Source organism: Pseudomonas sp. B10(2017) (genome assembly GCF_002113295.1).
In the GTDB taxonomy this organism is placed as follows: Bacteria; Pseudomonadota; Gammaproteobacteria; order Pseudomonadales; family Pseudomonadaceae; genus Aquipseudomonas; species Aquipseudomonas pudica.
The window spans coordinates 237,295-251,594 of sequence record NZ_NEJU01000003.1 but is presented as its reverse complement, the minus strand read 5'-3'; the positions used below and the strand labels follow the sequence as shown (position 1 = coordinate 251,594).

The 14,300-nt window shown below is 64.3% G+C and carries 14 protein-coding genes; 8 read left to right on the top strand and 6 right to left on the bottom strand.

Annotated elements, in window-relative coordinates; all coding sequences use genetic code 11:
* Window positions 1-94: 94 nt before the first annotated feature.
* Entirely contained in the window at window positions 95-805 is a 711-nt protein-coding gene (locus CAF92_RS05945; RefSeq protein ID WP_085599741.1) for a membrane integrity-associated transporter subunit PqiC, read from the top strand.
* A 159-nt stretch (window positions 806-964) separates the two neighbouring features.
* Here the strand turns inward: CAF92_RS05945 and CAF92_RS05940 are convergent, their stop codons facing one another.
* Window positions 965-2,422, bottom strand: coding sequence for an AhpA/YtjB family protein (locus CAF92_RS05940; RefSeq protein ID WP_085599740.1), 1,458 nt, complete (start codon window positions 2,420-2,422; stop codon window positions 965-967).
* A gap of 135 nt (window positions 2,423-2,557) precedes the next feature.
* Here CAF92_RS05940 and serB point away from each other — a divergent pair, with 135 nt between their 5' ends.
* Window positions 2,558-3,772, top strand: a complete 1,215-nt coding sequence (serB, locus tag CAF92_RS05935) for a phosphoserine phosphatase SerB (RefSeq protein WP_085599738.1) — start codon at window positions 2,558-2,560, stop codon at window positions 3,770-3,772.
* A gap of 46 nt (window positions 3,773-3,818) precedes the next feature.
* Here the strand turns inward: serB and asd are convergent, their stop codons facing one another.
* The 3 genes from asd to CAF92_RS05920 are packed head-to-tail and all read right to left on the bottom strand — an operon-like array spanning window position 3,819 to window position 7,081.
* A complete protein-coding gene (gene asd / locus CAF92_RS05930; protein WP_046613345.1) occupies window positions 3,819-4,682 on the bottom strand; it encodes an archaetidylserine decarboxylase in 864 nt (287 codons plus the stop codon).
* A gap of 9 nt (window positions 4,683-4,691) precedes the next feature.
* Window positions 4,692-5,501: a rhodanese-like domain-containing protein gene (locus CAF92_RS05925; protein WP_046613344.1), complete on the bottom strand. Its 810-nt coding sequence runs from the start codon at window positions 5,499-5,501 to the stop codon at window positions 4,692-4,694.
* A gap of 44 nt (window positions 5,502-5,545) precedes the next feature.
* On the bottom strand, window positions 5,546-7,081 hold the full coding sequence (locus CAF92_RS05920) for an HDOD domain-containing protein (RefSeq protein ID WP_085599736.1): 1,536 nt from the start codon (window positions 7,079-7,081) through the stop codon (window positions 5,546-5,548).
* A 130-nt stretch (window positions 7,082-7,211) separates the two neighbouring features.
* Here CAF92_RS05920 and motA point away from each other — a divergent pair, with 130 nt between their 5' ends.
* Together motA and motB are read left to right on the top strand one after the other, a co-directional pair.
* The gene (gene motA / locus CAF92_RS05915; RefSeq protein WP_015272014.1) at window positions 7,212-8,063 is read left to right on the top strand and encodes a flagellar motor stator protein MotA; all 852 of its coding nucleotides are present in this window, start codon (window positions 7,212-7,214) and stop codon (window positions 8,061-8,063) included.
* 3 nt (window positions 8,064-8,066) lie between these two features.
* Window positions 8,067-9,080, top strand: coding sequence for a flagellar motor protein MotB (motB, locus tag CAF92_RS05910; RefSeq protein WP_046613340.1), 1,014 nt, complete (start codon window positions 8,067-8,069; stop codon window positions 9,078-9,080).
* A gap of 189 nt (window positions 9,081-9,269) precedes the next feature.
* Here the strand turns inward: motB and rsgA are convergent, their stop codons facing one another.
* On the bottom strand, window positions 9,270-10,301 hold the full coding sequence (gene rsgA / locus CAF92_RS05905; protein ID WP_085599733.1) for a small ribosomal subunit biogenesis GTPase RsgA: 1,032 nt from the start codon (window positions 10,299-10,301) through the stop codon (window positions 9,270-9,272).
* 143 nt (window positions 10,302-10,444) lie between these two features.
* Here rsgA and orn point away from each other — a divergent pair, with 143 nt between their 5' ends.
* Both orn and CAF92_RS05895 read left to right on the top strand, forming a co-directional pair.
* A complete protein-coding gene (orn, locus tag CAF92_RS05900; protein WP_085599731.1) occupies window positions 10,445-10,987 on the top strand; it encodes an oligoribonuclease in 543 nt (180 codons plus the stop codon).
* A gap of 100 nt (window positions 10,988-11,087) precedes the next feature.
* On the top strand, window positions 11,088-11,699 hold the full coding sequence (locus tag CAF92_RS05895; RefSeq protein WP_046613337.1) for a trimeric intracellular cation channel family protein: 612 nt from the start codon (window positions 11,088-11,090) through the stop codon (window positions 11,697-11,699).
* A gap of 139 nt (window positions 11,700-11,838) precedes the next feature.
* On the opposite strand, the gene queG is transcribed toward CAF92_RS05895, so the two are convergent.
* The gene (queG, locus tag CAF92_RS05890) at window positions 11,839-12,903 is read right to left on the bottom strand and encodes a tRNA epoxyqueuosine(34) reductase QueG (RefSeq protein ID WP_085599729.1); all 1,065 of its coding nucleotides are present in this window, start codon (window positions 12,901-12,903) and stop codon (window positions 11,839-11,841) included.
* Between the two features lie 65 nt (window positions 12,904-12,968).
* Between queG and CAF92_RS05885 the strand changes: the two genes are divergently transcribed.
* Window positions 12,969-13,829, top strand: coding sequence for an NAD(P)H-hydrate dehydratase (locus tag CAF92_RS05885; RefSeq protein ID WP_085599727.1), 861 nt, complete (start codon window positions 12,969-12,971; stop codon window positions 13,827-13,829).
* 2 nt (window positions 13,830-13,831) lie between these two features.
* Window positions 13,832-14,290: a tRNA (adenosine(37)-N6)-threonylcarbamoyltransferase complex ATPase subunit type 1 TsaE gene (tsaE, locus tag CAF92_RS05880; protein WP_153671421.1), complete on the top strand. Its 459-nt coding sequence runs from the start codon at window positions 13,832-13,834 to the stop codon at window positions 14,288-14,290.
* The last annotated feature ends 10 nt before the right edge of the window (window positions 14,291-14,300 follow it).

Here is a 14,300-nt window from a genome sequence, read left to right as displayed (position 1 = left end):
GATATGGCCCTTGCGGTGCCGGCGTGGCCGTGTGCCCGTTTGAATCTATGTGTATCACTGCGGTTGGCCTTTTGGCGACCGCCTGGATGGGATGATGAAATTTCTGCGCCTTCCATTTGCGCTGTTGATGACTGGCCTGCTGGGCCTTGGCGGGTGCACCATGCACAAGCCGGTTGCCCTGTACCAGCTCGACAGTGGTGATCCTGGCCAGCCTTCGCAGAGCGCGGGCATGGCCGTGGTGCTCGGCCCGGTATCGGTTGCCGATTACCTGCAACGTGAGACATTTCTGCAGCGTCAGGCCGATGGCAGCCTGAGTTCGGCGACCGACGGTCGTTGGGCCGGCAGCCTTTCGTCGGATATCGACCAGCTCCTGGTACGCCAGCTCGCCTGGCGCCTGGACAGCCAGCGCGTGGTGCTGGCCCCGGCAGCGGCCGGTTTCAACCCGGATGTACAAGTACTGCTGTCGATCACTCGCCTGGACTCGGGAAAGGACCAGCCGGCCATTCTGGATGCTCAATGGCGTCTGCTGGATCGCCGTGGCCATGTGCGTGACAACCGCATCGTTCATCTCGAGCAGCCACATGCGGGCAGCGAGGCGTCGCAGGTGCAGGCCCAGGGCCAATTGCTGCAGAAGCTGGCCGAGCAGCTGAGCACTGCGGTCAAGCCGTTGGCCAACCAGCCAGCGATCGCCGAAGAGTCGCCAAAAAAGCCGGCTGCGCCGGTGCAGGTGAAGAAGGCGCCGGAGAAATCCAAGATCCCGATGGCGGCACCGATTCGTACCGATATGGAAGTTTATCGGTTCTGATCGAACTGCCAGATACGAAAAAGCCCGCAATGATGCGGGCTTTTTCGTATCTGCTGTTTTTGTACTGTCTGTGCTGGCCTCTTCGCGGGTAAACCCGCTCCCACAGGTTGGTGCAGGCCCTGTGGGAGCGGGTTGACCTGCGATGAGGCCAGCCCGGTATCAGGCCCGGCGTTCGTGCATCCGCGCCAACTGCCGCTCCAGCATCGACGGGTAGGGTTCCATCAGGCGCTCCACGCAGCAGGCGCCTTCGGGGCTGGCAATCGGGCGAATGCGGGCGCGCTGGCGAATCAGGGTGTCATCGCTGATCTGCCGCTCCACCAGCAACAGGTTGCGGCTGTGCTGCGACAGCGCCAACGCGTCCTGGGCCTTTTCGGCCATCAGCAGGTCTACCAGCTCCAGCCCTTGCAGGTCGTTGCCCAGGGCCAGGCCCAGTTGCAACTGCAGGGTAATGCCGCTGTCCGCCACCTCGATCTGCAGGGCATGGCCCAGCGCGCGCAACAACTCGCCGCAGCAGATGGCGTTGGTCAGGTAGTCCTCGCCGCAGTCGCGGCTGTGGAACAGCACCAAGGTGCTGCCGTCGTTGAGTGTGTGAGTTTCGCCGTCGTAGAGCGAGGCGGCGTGCTCCAGGCAATCGCGGTAGCGCTCGGTCAGTTCGGTCAGGCGCGTGCGCGGCAGGCGACGCAGCTGCTCCTGCGAACCCAGCTGCACGGCGAGCACTGCGCTGTACTGCGGCTCGTCGGATTCGACCACGGCGGCCTTGGGCGCGCTTTCGTCGTCCAGCAGCCCGGCGAAGGCTTCGTCGTCATCCTCGTCTGCCTGAGCGGCAAGCTTGGCGCGCGGTGTAGCCTTGGCTGCCGGGATGGCGTCGTGCAGGTCGTCGAATTGCTCGTCGTCGTCTTCTTCAGGCTCCGGCTCAGGTGGCGGCGGCGGGGCCAGGCGCGCGTGCAGCTGGCGGGCGATGTCGCCGATCTCGTCCTGGCGGTCGGTGGCCGGGGTATAGGGTTGCGGGTCGCGCAGCCACACCCGCAGTTGCAGCAGCGGCAGGGTGATGAAGCGGCCCTGGCGCAGGCTCAGGGTCAGTGCCAGCACCAGCAGGATGGCGGCAAGGATGCCCATGCTCTGCAGGCTGATCAGCATCGGCTGCTGGAACTGGCTCATGTCCAGGCTGATGCGCAGTTGCCCGGCGGTCACGTCCTGGAAGGTGATCTTGGTCTGGTACAGGCCTTCGGCCTCGCCCAGCAGGCTGTTGCGCGGGCGCTGGCCGGCCTCGGCGAGGATACGGTTGTCCACGCTGTAGATCGCCGCATGGGCCACCAGCGGGTTTTTCACCAGGTTGCCGAGCAGCACGTTGAGGCTGAGGATGTCGTTGGCCACCAGCAGCTCGGTCGCCGAGGTGGCGGTCTGGGTGGTCAGGCTCTGGCCCAGGGCATCGGCCTGCTCGTGCATGGCCTGCTTGAACTGCAGGCCCATCACGCAGGCGTAGATCACCAACGCCAGCGCCACCAGGAAAATGTTGGTGCAGGCGATGCGCAGTGCCAGTGGCACGCGACGTTGACTCAGGGCGCGATAGATCATCAGGAAGAAGTTGTCTGCTTTGACGGGCGTGGGCCGGTTCACTGAGCTCGGCTCTTAATGGCATGAAAGTGTGGGGCAGTATAGCGAGCCGGGTTTTGTCGGCAAAGTATCGTTGGCGCCCGATGGTCACGGAAAATCGGTAGAATGCGCATTTTTCATCGAAGTCGGAGCCAGGTTGTGCGCGAAATCGTCCTGATCAACATCACCGGTGAGGATCGTCCCGGTCTCACAGCGGCTATCACCGGCGTCCTGCTGCAGGGCGGTGTGAGCATCCTCGACATTGGCCTGGCGGTCATGCACGGTACCTTGTCGTTCGGCATCCTGGTCGATATCCCGGACAACGAAGTGGCCACCTCCCTGCTGCAGAGCGTGCAGGCCAAGGCCCATGAACTGAACCTGCAGGCCCGCTACACACCGATTTCCGAGGCGGACTACCAGCACTGGGCCGATGGCCACGGCGAGGCGCGCCACATCGTCACCTTGCTCAGCCGCAAGATCACCCCCGAGCAACTGCAGCGGGTGAGTGCGGTGATCAGTCAGTACGGCCTGACCATCGAGCGCATCGAGCGCCTGTCGGCCCGTGTGGCGCTGGATGCCGATACCGACAAGGGCAAGGCGGCCATCGAGATTTCCGTGCGCGGCGTGCCGAGCGATGCCCAGGCGCTGCGTGCCGACTTCTTCGCCTTGGCTGAAGAGCTGAGCATCGACATCGCCTTCCAGAAGGACGACCTGTTCCGCCGCAACCGCCGCCTGGCGGTGTTCGACATGGACTCGACGCTGATCGAAGCCGAAGTCATCGACGAACTGGCCAAGGCCGCTGGCGTAGGTGAGCAGGTGGCCGCGATCACCGAACGTGCCATGCGCGGCGAGCTGGACTTCCGCGCCAGCTTCAAGGAGCGCATGGCCCTGCTCAAGGGCCTGGATGTAAGCGTGCTGGACGAGATCGGTGCGTCGCTGCGCCTGACCGAGGGCGCCGAGAACCTGTTTGCCGAGCTCAAGCGCCTGGGCTACAAGACGGCGATCCTGTCCGGTGGCTTCACTTACTTTGCCCGCCAGGTGCAGGCGCGCCTGGGCATCGACTATGTCTTCGCCAATGAGCTGGAAGTGGTTGATGGCAAGGTTACCGGCGTGGCTGTGGAGCCGATCGTGGATGCCCAGCGCAAGGCCGACCTGCTGCAGAAGTTGGCCAGCGAAGAAGGCTTGCAGCTGGAGCAGACCATTGCTGTGGGTGACGGTGCCAACGACCTGCCGATGTTGTCGCTGGCCGGCCTGGGCGTGGCATTCCGTGCCAAGCCGCTGGTGCGCCAGTCGGCCAAGCAGGCGATTTCTACCCTGGGGCTGGATGGTGTGTTGTATCTGCTGGGCCTGCGGGACCGCGACGCGCGCGGCTGATTCGAGAACCCGGGGCCGCAAAGCGGCCCCATGTTCCATCAGGCAATCAAGCCTGTACAGGCACCGCCAACTGCTGCCCCATGCGCACCGCAGAACCGGCACCCAGGTTCTCCGCCCACTTCACCTGCTCCGGCCCGAACAGCACGATGGCGGTCGAGCCCAGCTTGAAGCGGCCCAGTTCGGCGCCTTTCTCCAGGTGGATCGGTGTGCGGCTGGCTTCGTCGTAACGGAAGGTCTTCAGTTCACGCTTGGGTGGCGTTACCAGCCCGGCCCACACGGTTTCGATCGAAGCGACGATCATCGCGCCAACCAGCACCACGGCCATCGGCCCGCGCTCTGTGTCGAACAGGCAAACCACGCGCTCGTTGCGGGCAAACAGTTCGGGGACGTTCTCTGCGGTGGTCTGGTTGACCGAGAACAGGCGGCCCGGCACGTAGACCATTTCCCGCAGGGTACCGGCCAGCGGCATGTGCACGCGGTGGTAATCCTTGGGCGACAGGTAGATGGTGGCGAACTCGCCGCCCATGAACGGCGCGGCCATGGCCGGGTCACCGCCCAGCAGCTCCTGCGCGCTGAAACCGTGGCCCTTGGCCTGGAAGATGCGGCCGTGCTCGATCGGGCCAAGCTGGCTGACGGCACCGTCGGCGGGGCACAGGATGGCGCCCGGGGTCTCGTCCAGTGGGCGGGCACCCGGCTTCAGGGCGCGGGTGAAGAAGGCATTGAAGTGCTCGTAGGCGCTCAGGTCCTCGACCAGCGCTTCGCTCATGTTGACCTGATAACGCTTGGCGAACCAGGCGGTGAAGGCGTTCTTGAACCAGCGCACGCGGCACTCGGCGATGCAGCCGGCCAGCCGCGACAGCAGGTGGTGCGGCAGCAGGTATTGGCTGATGATGAACAAACGGGATTTCATTCAGGTTCCTTAGACTTCTACAGGCGTGTCCGGGTGGTTGCCCCATTCGCTCCACGAGCCGGCGTAGGCCTTGACGCGCGGGTAGCCTAGGGCCTTGGCCACCAGGTAGGTGAAACCGGAGCGGCGGTGGGTCTGGCAGTGGGTGATCACCTCCTTGTCGGGGGTGATACCCAGCTTCTGCAGAACTTCGGCGATGTCCTTGCGGATGCGCAGGTGGTCGTTGAGATCCATGCCGGCGGTCCATTCGAAGTTGATCGCGCCGGGGATGTGGCCGCCCTTGGCTGCCAGTACTTTCTCACCGCTGAATTCCTGCGGTCCACGGGCGTCCCAGATGACCAGATCGTCGGCGCCCAGGCGGCTTTGCAGGTACTCGCGGGTGGCGGTTGGCGAACTGTCGATGCGCAGGTGCACCGGCGTGTTGCCGCTGGCGGGCACTTCTGTGGAGAGCTTGTCGGCGGGCCAGGCCTGGATGCCGCCATTGAGGTAGTGGTAACGCTTGTGGCCGATCACGTCGAGCAGCCAGATGAAGCGCCCGGCCCAGCCGCCGCCCTCATCGTCATACACCACATACACGGCATCGTCGCGGTGGCCGAGTTCGCTGAACAGTTTTTCCAGCTCACCCAGGGCCGGCAGCAGGCCGGGTGCGGGGGGCTGGCCGAGCTGGGTACGCTTGCCTTCGACAAAGCGTGCGCCGGGAATATGCCCGCTGACATAGCGGTTGGCGCTGCTCAGGTCGACCAGGATCAGCTGTGGCGAATCCAGGCGCGGTAGCAGGTCCGCGGCTTCGATCACCAGGGGCAGGCCTGAAAAGTCAGTCATCCACGGTCTCCAGTGTGGAAAGAGGGGCGATTGTAGCGCAAGGCTCAGGCCTTGCGGTTGGCAAACACCGACAGCGCCCGTTCAGTGCACTGTGCGGTCTTGCCGAAGGCTTGAACGCTGACATCGGCCAGCGGCCGGCAGCCCTGGTCAGCCACCATCAGCATCAGTACCTGGTCCGCCACCGCCAGCGAGCGCAGCAGCACGTGCTCGCTGCGGAACAAGGCGCGCAGCGGGGCCGGCAGCAGGGCCGAGAACTGGCTGTGGTTTTCCGGGGTAATACGTAATTGACCGGCCTTTGCCAGCAGCTTTTGCAGCAGTTTGTTCTGCGCCACCGGCAGTACCAGCGCCCCGGCTTCCTTGGGCAGGCCGGCCATCTGCTGCACGCGCAGCTGGTCGTTTGCCTTGTCCAGGCTCAGCAGCAGGATCCTCTGCATGCCAGAGACCAGAAGGGCCTCGATAACATGGGTGGCCAGGTGCACGCTGTTGGTGAACGGGCTGGGCTGGGCCAGAAGGTCCTGGCACAGCTTGCGCCAGCGCGCCAATTCGTCGCTGGTGGGCGCTGGCGGAGCCAGCATGTCGGGGTGCGGGCGGCGCTGGTGCCAGGGCCAGATCAGCGCTTCGGCCGGGTGGAACAGGGCATGCTGGGCGTGGCGGCGGGCGCTGGCCGCAGCCTGCTGGTGCACTTGCTGTTGCACGTCGTCCAGCGAGGTCTGCAGGTACAGGGCGGTCAACAGCTGCCAGCGCAACAGGTGCGGGTTATCCCAGCCCACTTGTGCCGCCAGGGCCAGGTTGTTGGCCAGCAGCACGGTGTTGGCCGGCTGGTTGAACCAGCGGCGCAGGCCTGGCTCGGCGTCCAGGCGGTGTTGCTGGCTTAGCAGGTCCGGGTCGCGGGCAATACTGAGCACCTGGGCCAGTTGTTCGCGCTCTTCCAGCAGCAGGCGGTAACCCTGGGTCACCCATTGTGGCAGGCGCCAGTACTCCGCCATGGTCTGGCACAGTTCCATGATGCGCACGCCAAACAGTTCTTCCTCGACATGGGCGGCGTCTTCACCCTTGTGGATAACCCGCAGCTCCCAGGTATCGAGCAGCTTGGGGTAGGCCAACGCCAGCGGCCAGAGTGGCGACAGGAACAACAGGCTGCCCCAGTGGATTTCCTGCCACAGCCGTGCCAGACGGCTGGCGAACAGGCCGCTGGCCTGCTGCGAGGCGTGCTGGCTGATCAGCTGAAACTGGCACAGTACCGGTGGGATTTCTTCTACGGGCACCGCTGGCAGGCGTTTGAGCAGCTGTTCGCTACGCTCGAGGCCCAGGCGGTTGAGGGCGACTTCCAGGCTTTCGGCGGGCTCTGCCAGGCTGGCATTGGTGGGATGATTGGCTTCGCGCATCACCGACAGCACCAGTGCCGGGCTATCCTGCATCAGTTCGGCAATATCCCGCAGCGAGCGGCGGTTATCGTGGATGGCGGCCATGACCCGGTCGTAGCTGTGCTTCGGCACGGGGATGCGAACACTCTCGAGCAGCTTTACCCAGGCCTCTAGCGTACGTGGAGCCTGAGCGGGCACCTTGGTTTCAATTGGCATTTTGACATCAGTCCGAACTGGCTTTTCGCATTGAGTGGCTATAGTCTGGCGCAGTTCTGCCGATAAGTAGAAGAAGAGTTTTAAAGCTCCCGTCTCTTCCCCTGACCACGACAGCAAGTGCTTTGAACCTATGGCTAAAATTATCGGCATCATCGTCGTATTCGCGAGCGTGCTCGGCGGATACGTGCTTTCCCACGGCAAGATCGCGGCGCTGATCCAGCCGTTCGAAGTACTGATCATCGGCGGTGCGGCCTTTGGTGCATTCCTGCAGGCCAACCCCGGCCACATGACCATGCACGTCATCAAGAAGTCGATGAAGATGTTCGGCTCGCGCTTCACTCATGCCTTCTACCTGGAAGTGCTGGGCCTGGTGTACGAAATCCTCAACAAGAGCCGGCGCGAAGGCATGATGGCCATCGAGGCCGACATCGAGGATGCCGCCGCCAGCCCGATCTTCGCCAAGTACCCGACGGTGCTGGCCGATGAGCGCATGACCGCGTTCGTCTGCGACTACCTGCGCATCATGTCCACCGGCAACATGGCCCCGCACGAACTCGAAGGCCTGTTCGACATGGAACTGCTGAGCATGAAGGAAGAACTGGAGCACCCGTCCCATGCGGTGACCGGCATCGCCGACGGCATGCCCGGCTTCGGTATCGTTGCGGCCGTACTGGGGATCGTGGTGACCATGGCCTCGCTCGGCGATGGTGACCAGGCCTCCATCGGCCTTCATGTGGGTGCGGCACTGGTGGGTACCTTCTTCGGTATTCTGGCGGCCTACGGCTTCTTCGGCCCATTGGCCAAGTGCCTGGAGCACGATGCCAAGGAAGAGCTGAACCTCTACGAATCGATCAAGGCTTCGCTGGTGGCCTCGGCCTCGGGCATGCCGCCTTCGCTGGCGGTCGAGTTCGGGCGCAAGGTGCTGTACCCCAAGCACCGCCCAAGCTTCGCCGAACTGGAACAAGCGGTTCGCGGTCGCTGAGTCATGGAGAACAATCAGCCCATCATCGTCAAGCGCGTCAAGCGCTTTGGCGGCGGCCACCACGGCGGCGCCTGGAAAATCGCCTTCGCCGACTTCGCCACGGCGATGATGGCGTTCTTCCTGGTGCTGTGGCTGTTGTCCACAGCCACCCCGGAACAGAAGATTGCCATTGCCGGCTACTTCAAGGACCCGATCGGTTTCTCGGAAAGCGGAACGCCCTACGTCATCGACCTGGGGGGCTCGCCTCAGCTGGCTCCGGAGAAGACCATCAACCCCGAAGCCAAGTCGGAACCGACGCCTGATACCAGCATCCAGCTGGACAAGGACCAGGTAGAGACCATGGCCGAGCAGGTCGAGCGTGAGCGCCTGGAGTTGCTGCTGCAGGAACTGCAGAACAAGGTGGAAGAGAACCCGCAGCTGCAGAAGTTCAAGGACCAGATCCTGTTCGAGATCACCCAGGACGGCCTGCGCATCCAGATCATGGACGCCGAGAACCGGCCGATGTTCGACATTGGCAGTGCGCGCCTGCAGCCGTACTTCGAGGACATCCTGCTGGCCATGGCCGACACCATCAAGGCGGTGCCGAACAAGATCAGCATCAGTGGCCACACCGACGCCAAGCCTTATGCCGGCAGTGGCGAGTTCGGCAACTGGGAACTGTCGGCCAACCGCGCCAACGCCGCGCGCCGTGCACTGGTGGCCGGCGGCTACCCGGATGGCCAGGTGGCGCGGGTGGTGGGTTATGCCTCGTCGTCGCTGTTCGATCGCAAGGACCCGTTCAACCCGGTCAACCGCCGCATCGACATCATCGTGCTGACCAAGAAGGCCCAGCGCAATATCGAAGGCGAGCAGGGCGCGCCGGAAGCACCGGCTGCTGAGCCTGCGCCGCCGGCCGCTGCGGCACCGGCGGCGCCAGGGGGAGCCGGGCAGGCCCCCATGCAGCCGCGTGAACTGCGCCAGAAGCTGAACATCTTCGAAGAGGGGACGCTGAAGATGGATGAGGCCAAGGACCAGTAAACCCTTTTTCGTCTTGCGCGGTCCCTTGTGGGAGCGGCCTTGCGTCGCGAAAGGGCCGCAACGCGGCCCCGGCAATGTTTGCATTAATGCTGATATCTGGGGCCGCTGCGCGCCCCTTTCGCGACGCAAGGCCGCTCCCACAGGATCGCGCCGTAGCTGAAGCCGGCGCAGAACCTGTGGCGCAAGCGGTCAGTAAGCGGCTTCCGGCAAACTGGCAATGATCGAGCGGTAGCTGTTCATCCGTTGCTGCTTGATACGCCCTTCGTCCAGCGCCTTGAGCAGCGCGCAGCCCGGTTCGCGATCATGCTTGCAGTCGCGGAAGCGGCAGGTGCCGAACAGGTCGCGGAATTCGATGAAACCATCCTCCACATCACTGCGGCTGACGTGACCCAGGCCGAACTCGCGGATGCCCGGCGAGTCGATCAGGTCGCCACCATTGGGGAAGTGGTACAACCGCGCGGTGGTGGTGGTGTGGGTGCCCTGGCCAGACCATTCCGACAGGTCGCCGACACGGGTGCCAGCGTCCGGCAGCAGGCTGTTGACCAGCGACGACTTGCCCACCCCCGACTGGCCGACGAACACGCTGATGTGGCCGTCGAGCATCTGCTGCAGGCGCTGCATGCCGTCACCGTGGTGCGCCGAAACTTCCAGCAGCGGATAGCCCAGCTCGCGGTAAACCTCCAGCAGTGCATGCAGGCCCGGGCCGTTCTCGTCGTTGATCAGGTCGGCCTTGTTCAGCAGCAGCAGCGGGCGAATGCCGGCGTGTTCCGCCGCCACCAGGTAACGGTCGATCAGGTTGGGGTGCGGTTCGGGCGCGGGGGCGAAGACGATCACGATCAGGTCGACGTTGGCCGCCACCGGCTTCAGCTGACCGTGGTTGTTCGGCCGGCACAGCTCGGTGCTGCGCGGCATCTGCGCGACAATCACGCCAATGCCCTGATTGCCCGCACGCCATACCACGCGGTCGCCGGTAACCAGCGCCGGCAGGTTGGCGCGCAAGTGGCAGCGGAACACCTGGCCTGCGGCTTCACCGTCCTGGGCTTCCACTTCTACCTGCACACCGAAGTGCGCAATCACCAGGCCCAGTTGTTCCGGCCCCAGGTCGCCACCCTCCAGTTCCTGTAACACGTGTTGTTCGCGTTTGGCCGCACGCGCGGCGCGCTCGTTCTGGATTTTTTCGATGCGCCAGTTCTGGCGGCGATTGAGCTGGCGTTTGGCCATGAAGGTTCCGTGCGTGGGGGCAGGTTGAAAACGGCAGGCAGTTTAGCACGCCAGGCGCCGGACCATTTGGCTTACCTTCGCGCCGTGAATGGGCGTGCCTTGACCACTACGCTAATATGACGGCCTATACGAGGAGCCCCCGCATGCAAAACCCACAGAACCTGATCTGGATCGACCTGGAAATGACCGGCCTGGATCCGGACCGCGACGTCATCATCGAGATGGCCACCATCGTCACCGACAGCGAACTGAACACCCTGGCCGAAGGGCCGGTGATCGCCATCCACCACAGTGACGAAGTGCTGGCGCGAATGGACGAGTGGAACACTCGCACCCATGGCGCTTCGGGCCTGACCCAGCGCGTACGCGAGAGCAAGGTCGACATGGCCGAAGCCGAGGCGCAGACCATTGCTTTCCTCGAGCAGTGGGTGCCGAAAGGCAAGTCGCCGATCTGTGGCAACAGTATCTGCCAGGACCGCCGTTTCCTGTACCGGCACATGCGCGACCTGGAGAACTACTTCCACTACCGCAACCTGGATGTCTCGACCCTGAAGGAGCTGGCTGCGCGCTGGGCGCCTGATGTGCGTGACAGCTTCAAGAAGGGCAACACCCACCTGGCGCTGGACGACATCCGCGAATCCATCGCCGAACTGCGCCATTATCGCGAGCACTTCATCAAGGTGTGAGCCGAAAAGGCGCAGATATTGTATCTGCGCCCTCTTTTGGTGCCATGGGCAACTGGTTAGACTGCGCGCCTTCCTCGCACGCCCGCACGGACCCCGCACCATGTTGTTGATGCTCTACCTCATTGCCATCACCGCCGAAGCCATGACCGGCGCGTTGTCTGCCGGCCGCCGCGGCATGGACTGGTTCGGCGTGGTGCTGATTGCCTGCGTCACCGCCCTGGGTGGCGGCTCGGTGCGTGACGTGCTGCTCGGGCATTACCCGCTGACCTGGGTGAAGCACCCTGAGTACCTGGTGCTGACCAGTTGTGCAGCACTGCTGACCATTTTCATCGCGCCGATGATGCGCCGCCTGCGCTCGCTGTTCCTGGTGCTCGACGCCCTGGGGCTGGTGGCCTTTACCCTGATTGGTTGCATGACCGCACTGGAGATGGGGCAGGGCATGCTGGTGGCGTCGATCAGTGGGGTGATCACCGGGGTATTCGGCGGGATCTTGCGGGATATCTTCTGCAACGACATTCCCCTGGTGTTCCGCCGCGAGCTGTACGCCAGCGTCTCATTCGCGGCGGCTTGGTTCTACCTGGGCTGCGTGCATTTCAAGGTGCCGGCGGAACAGGCGATGCTGCTGACCTTGTTTGGCGGGTTCCTTGTGCGGTTGCTGGCGATTCGGTTCCATTGGGAAATGCCCAAGTTCCACTACAACGACCAGCAGTAACGCAGTTCCGGCACAACATGGCCCCTGTGGGAGCGGGCGAGCCCGCGAACACCGGCAGAGCCGGTGCCATCCACCGCGTTGTCTGATTCGCGGGCACGCCCGCTCCCACAAGGGTGGCGCAAGCTCTGGGGCTGGGTCGCTATCGAGCGCCGTGCTGCGCCAGCGCCCACTCCACATGCTCCCTCACCAGCTCCGAGGCATCCTCGCGCCGCGCCTTCAGCGCCTCGATCACCGGGATCGTCGAAGGCGCATTGCCAAGCCCCACCGCCAGGTTGCGCAACCAGCGCTCATAACCGGCCCGGCGCAATGGCCCGCCTTCGGTCTTGCGCAGGAAGGTCCTTTCATCCCACAGGAACATCTCCGCCAGCTCGGCATTCTCCAGCCCGTGCCGTGGCTGGAAGTCCTGTTCCTGGCTGTGCCTGGCAAAGCGGTTCCACGGGCAGACGATCTGGCAGTCATCGCAACCGAACACCCGGTTGCCCATCTTCGAGCGCAACTCTACTGGGATCGGCCCCCGCAGTTCGATGGTCAGGTAGGAGATGCAGCGCCGTGCATCCAGCACATACGGCCCGACGAAGGCCTGGGTCGGGCAGATGTCCAGGCATGCCTGGCAGCGCCCGCAGTGTTCGCTGGTGGTGGCTTCATCAACCGGCAGCGGCAGGTCGACGAACAGCTCGGCGAGGAAGAAGTAGCTGCCCGCCTTGCGGTTGAGCAGCAGGGTGTTCTTGCCGATCCAGCCCAGCCCGGCCTGCTCGGCCAGGGCCTTTTCCAGCACCGGAGCGCTGTCGACGAAGGCGCGGTAGCCGAACGGGCCGATGGCTTCCTGAATGCGATCGGCCAAAAACTGCACGCGCTTGCGCACCAGCTTGTGGTAATCCCGGCCCAGGGCGTAGCGCGACACGTAGGCTTTTTCCGGCTGAGCCAGGCGCTGGGCCATCTGCGTGTCGCCGGGCAGGTAATCCATGCGCAGCGATACCACACGTACCGTGCCGGGGATCAGTTGCTCTGGGTGCGCGCGCTTGCTGCCGTGAGCACCCAGATAATCCATCTCGCCTTGGTAGCCGGCGTCGAGCCAGCGTTGTAGGTGGTGTTCGTGTTCGCCAAGGTCGACCCCGGCGATGCCGACATGGGCAAAACCGAGTTCTTGGCCCCAAATCTTGATTGATTGGGCCAGTTGGGCGAGGTCAGGCGTACAGGCGGACATGGATGGGCAAGGCAATACGGGCTCAGGTGCGTATAATTCTGCCAGACATTGGAGCCTTTGACCCCATGCCGCAGACCAAACACCCCAGCCATACCCCTCAATCGCTCAGCAGCGTGACTGTCGCGCACCTGCCGGCACGGCATGCACATGCCCATAAAGGCGACTTCGGCCATGTACTGGTGGTCGGTGGTGACCTCGGTACCGGCGGCGCCGTGCTGCTCAGTGCCGAGGCCGCCCTGCGCTGTGGCGCGGGGCTGGTCAGCGTGGCGACCCGGCCTGAACACGTGACTGCCAGCCTGGCGCGCCTGCCCGAGGTAATGTGCCTGGGCGCCACTTCGGCCAACCAGCTGATGGGTGTTCTGGAGCGCGCTTCGGTGCTGGTGGTCGGCCCTGGCCTGGGCCAGGCAGCCTGGGGCCGCAGCCTGCTGTCGGCGGTGGCCAATGCCGTGCGCCCACAGGTGTGGGACGCCGATGCCCTGAATTTGCTGGCGCGCACCCCGCTGGCCCTGCCCAGTGGCAGCATCCTTACCCCGCACCCCGGGGAGGCGGCGCGGCTGCTGGGCATTTCCACCGAGGCTGTGCAGGCCGACCGCGCGGGCGCCGCACGCAAGCTGGCGCGCCGTTACAACAGCGTCTGCGTGCTCAAGGGGGCCGGCACTCTGGTAGCCGACCCGGCCGGGCAGCTGCTGCTGTGCGAACGCGGCCACCCGGCCATGGCCGGTGCTGGCCTTGGCGATGTGCTGACCGGCGTGCTGGCGGCTCTGCTGGCCCAAGGCCTGGATGCCTGGCATGCCGCAGGGCTGGGGGTATGGCTGCACGCCTGTGCCGGCGAGCGTCTGGGCGTAAAAGGTAGAGGCCTGGCGGCCAGTGATCTGGCGCCGGTCATTCGTGAGTTGTTGGAGGAGCATTCTGCGTGTCTGGCTTAAACCTGTTTCTGGCCGATGAAGCGGCCACGGTCAAATTTGGCGCACAACTGGCCGAGGTGACCGGCGGTCACGGCGTGATTTTTCTGGAAGGTGACCTGGGCGCGGGCAAAACCACGCTGTCGCGTGGCCTGATTCGTGGTCTGGGCCATACTGGTGCAGTGAAAAGCCCGACCTTCACCGTGGTCGAGCCTTACGAGATCGGTGAGGTGCGGGCGTTCCATTTCGACCTGTATCGCCTGGTCGATCCGGAAGAGCTGGAGTTCATGGGCATTCGTGACTATTTCGAGGGCGACCCGCTGTGCCTGTTCGAGTGGCCACAAAAGGGTGCGGGCGTTTTGCCAAAGCCCGACCTGACCATTACCATAAGCCCCCAAGCGGGCGGACGCTCGCTGATCCTTTCGCCGCAGGGGGCTCGCGGCGAGGCTTGGTGCGTGGCACTGGCCGAACACTATAAACAGTAAGTGGGGTAGG

What these genes read in the sequence shown, in the direction of transcription:
- CAF92_RS05945 (WP_085599741.1), top strand. Translation starts at nt 95, where the DNA reads ATGAAATTTCTGCGCCTTCCATTTGCGCTGTTGATGACTGGCCTGCTG.
- asd (WP_046613345.1), bottom strand. Translation starts at nt 4,682, where the DNA reads ATGAAATCCCGTTTGTTCATCATCAGCCAATACCTGCTGCCGCACCAC.
- CAF92_RS05925 (WP_046613344.1), bottom strand. Translation starts at nt 5,501, where the DNA reads ATGACTGACTTTTCAGGCCTGCCCCTGGTGATCGAAGCCGCGGACCTG.
- CAF92_RS05920 (WP_085599736.1), bottom strand. Translation starts at nt 7,081, where the DNA reads ATGCCAATTGAAACCAAGGTGCCCGCTCAGGCTCCACGTACGCTAGAG.
- motA (WP_015272014.1), top strand. Translation starts at nt 7,212, where the DNA reads ATGGCTAAAATTATCGGCATCATCGTCGTATTCGCGAGCGTGCTCGGC.
- motB (WP_046613340.1), top strand. Translation starts at nt 8,067, where the DNA reads ATGGAGAACAATCAGCCCATCATCGTCAAGCGCGTCAAGCGCTTTGGC.
- rsgA (WP_085599733.1), bottom strand. Translation starts at nt 10,301, where the DNA reads ATGGCCAAACGCCAGCTCAATCGCCGCCAGAACTGGCGCATCGAAAAA.
- orn (WP_085599731.1), top strand. Translation starts at nt 10,445, where the DNA reads ATGCAAAACCCACAGAACCTGATCTGGATCGACCTGGAAATGACCGGC.
- CAF92_RS05895 (WP_046613337.1), top strand. Translation starts at nt 11,088, where the DNA reads ATGTTGTTGATGCTCTACCTCATTGCCATCACCGCCGAAGCCATGACC.
- queG (WP_085599729.1), bottom strand. Translation starts at nt 12,903, where the DNA reads ATGTCCGCCTGTACGCCTGACCTCGCCCAACTGGCCCAATCAATCAAG.
- CAF92_RS05885 (WP_085599727.1), top strand. Translation starts at nt 12,969, where the DNA reads ATGCCGCAGACCAAACACCCCAGCCATACCCCTCAATCGCTCAGCAGC.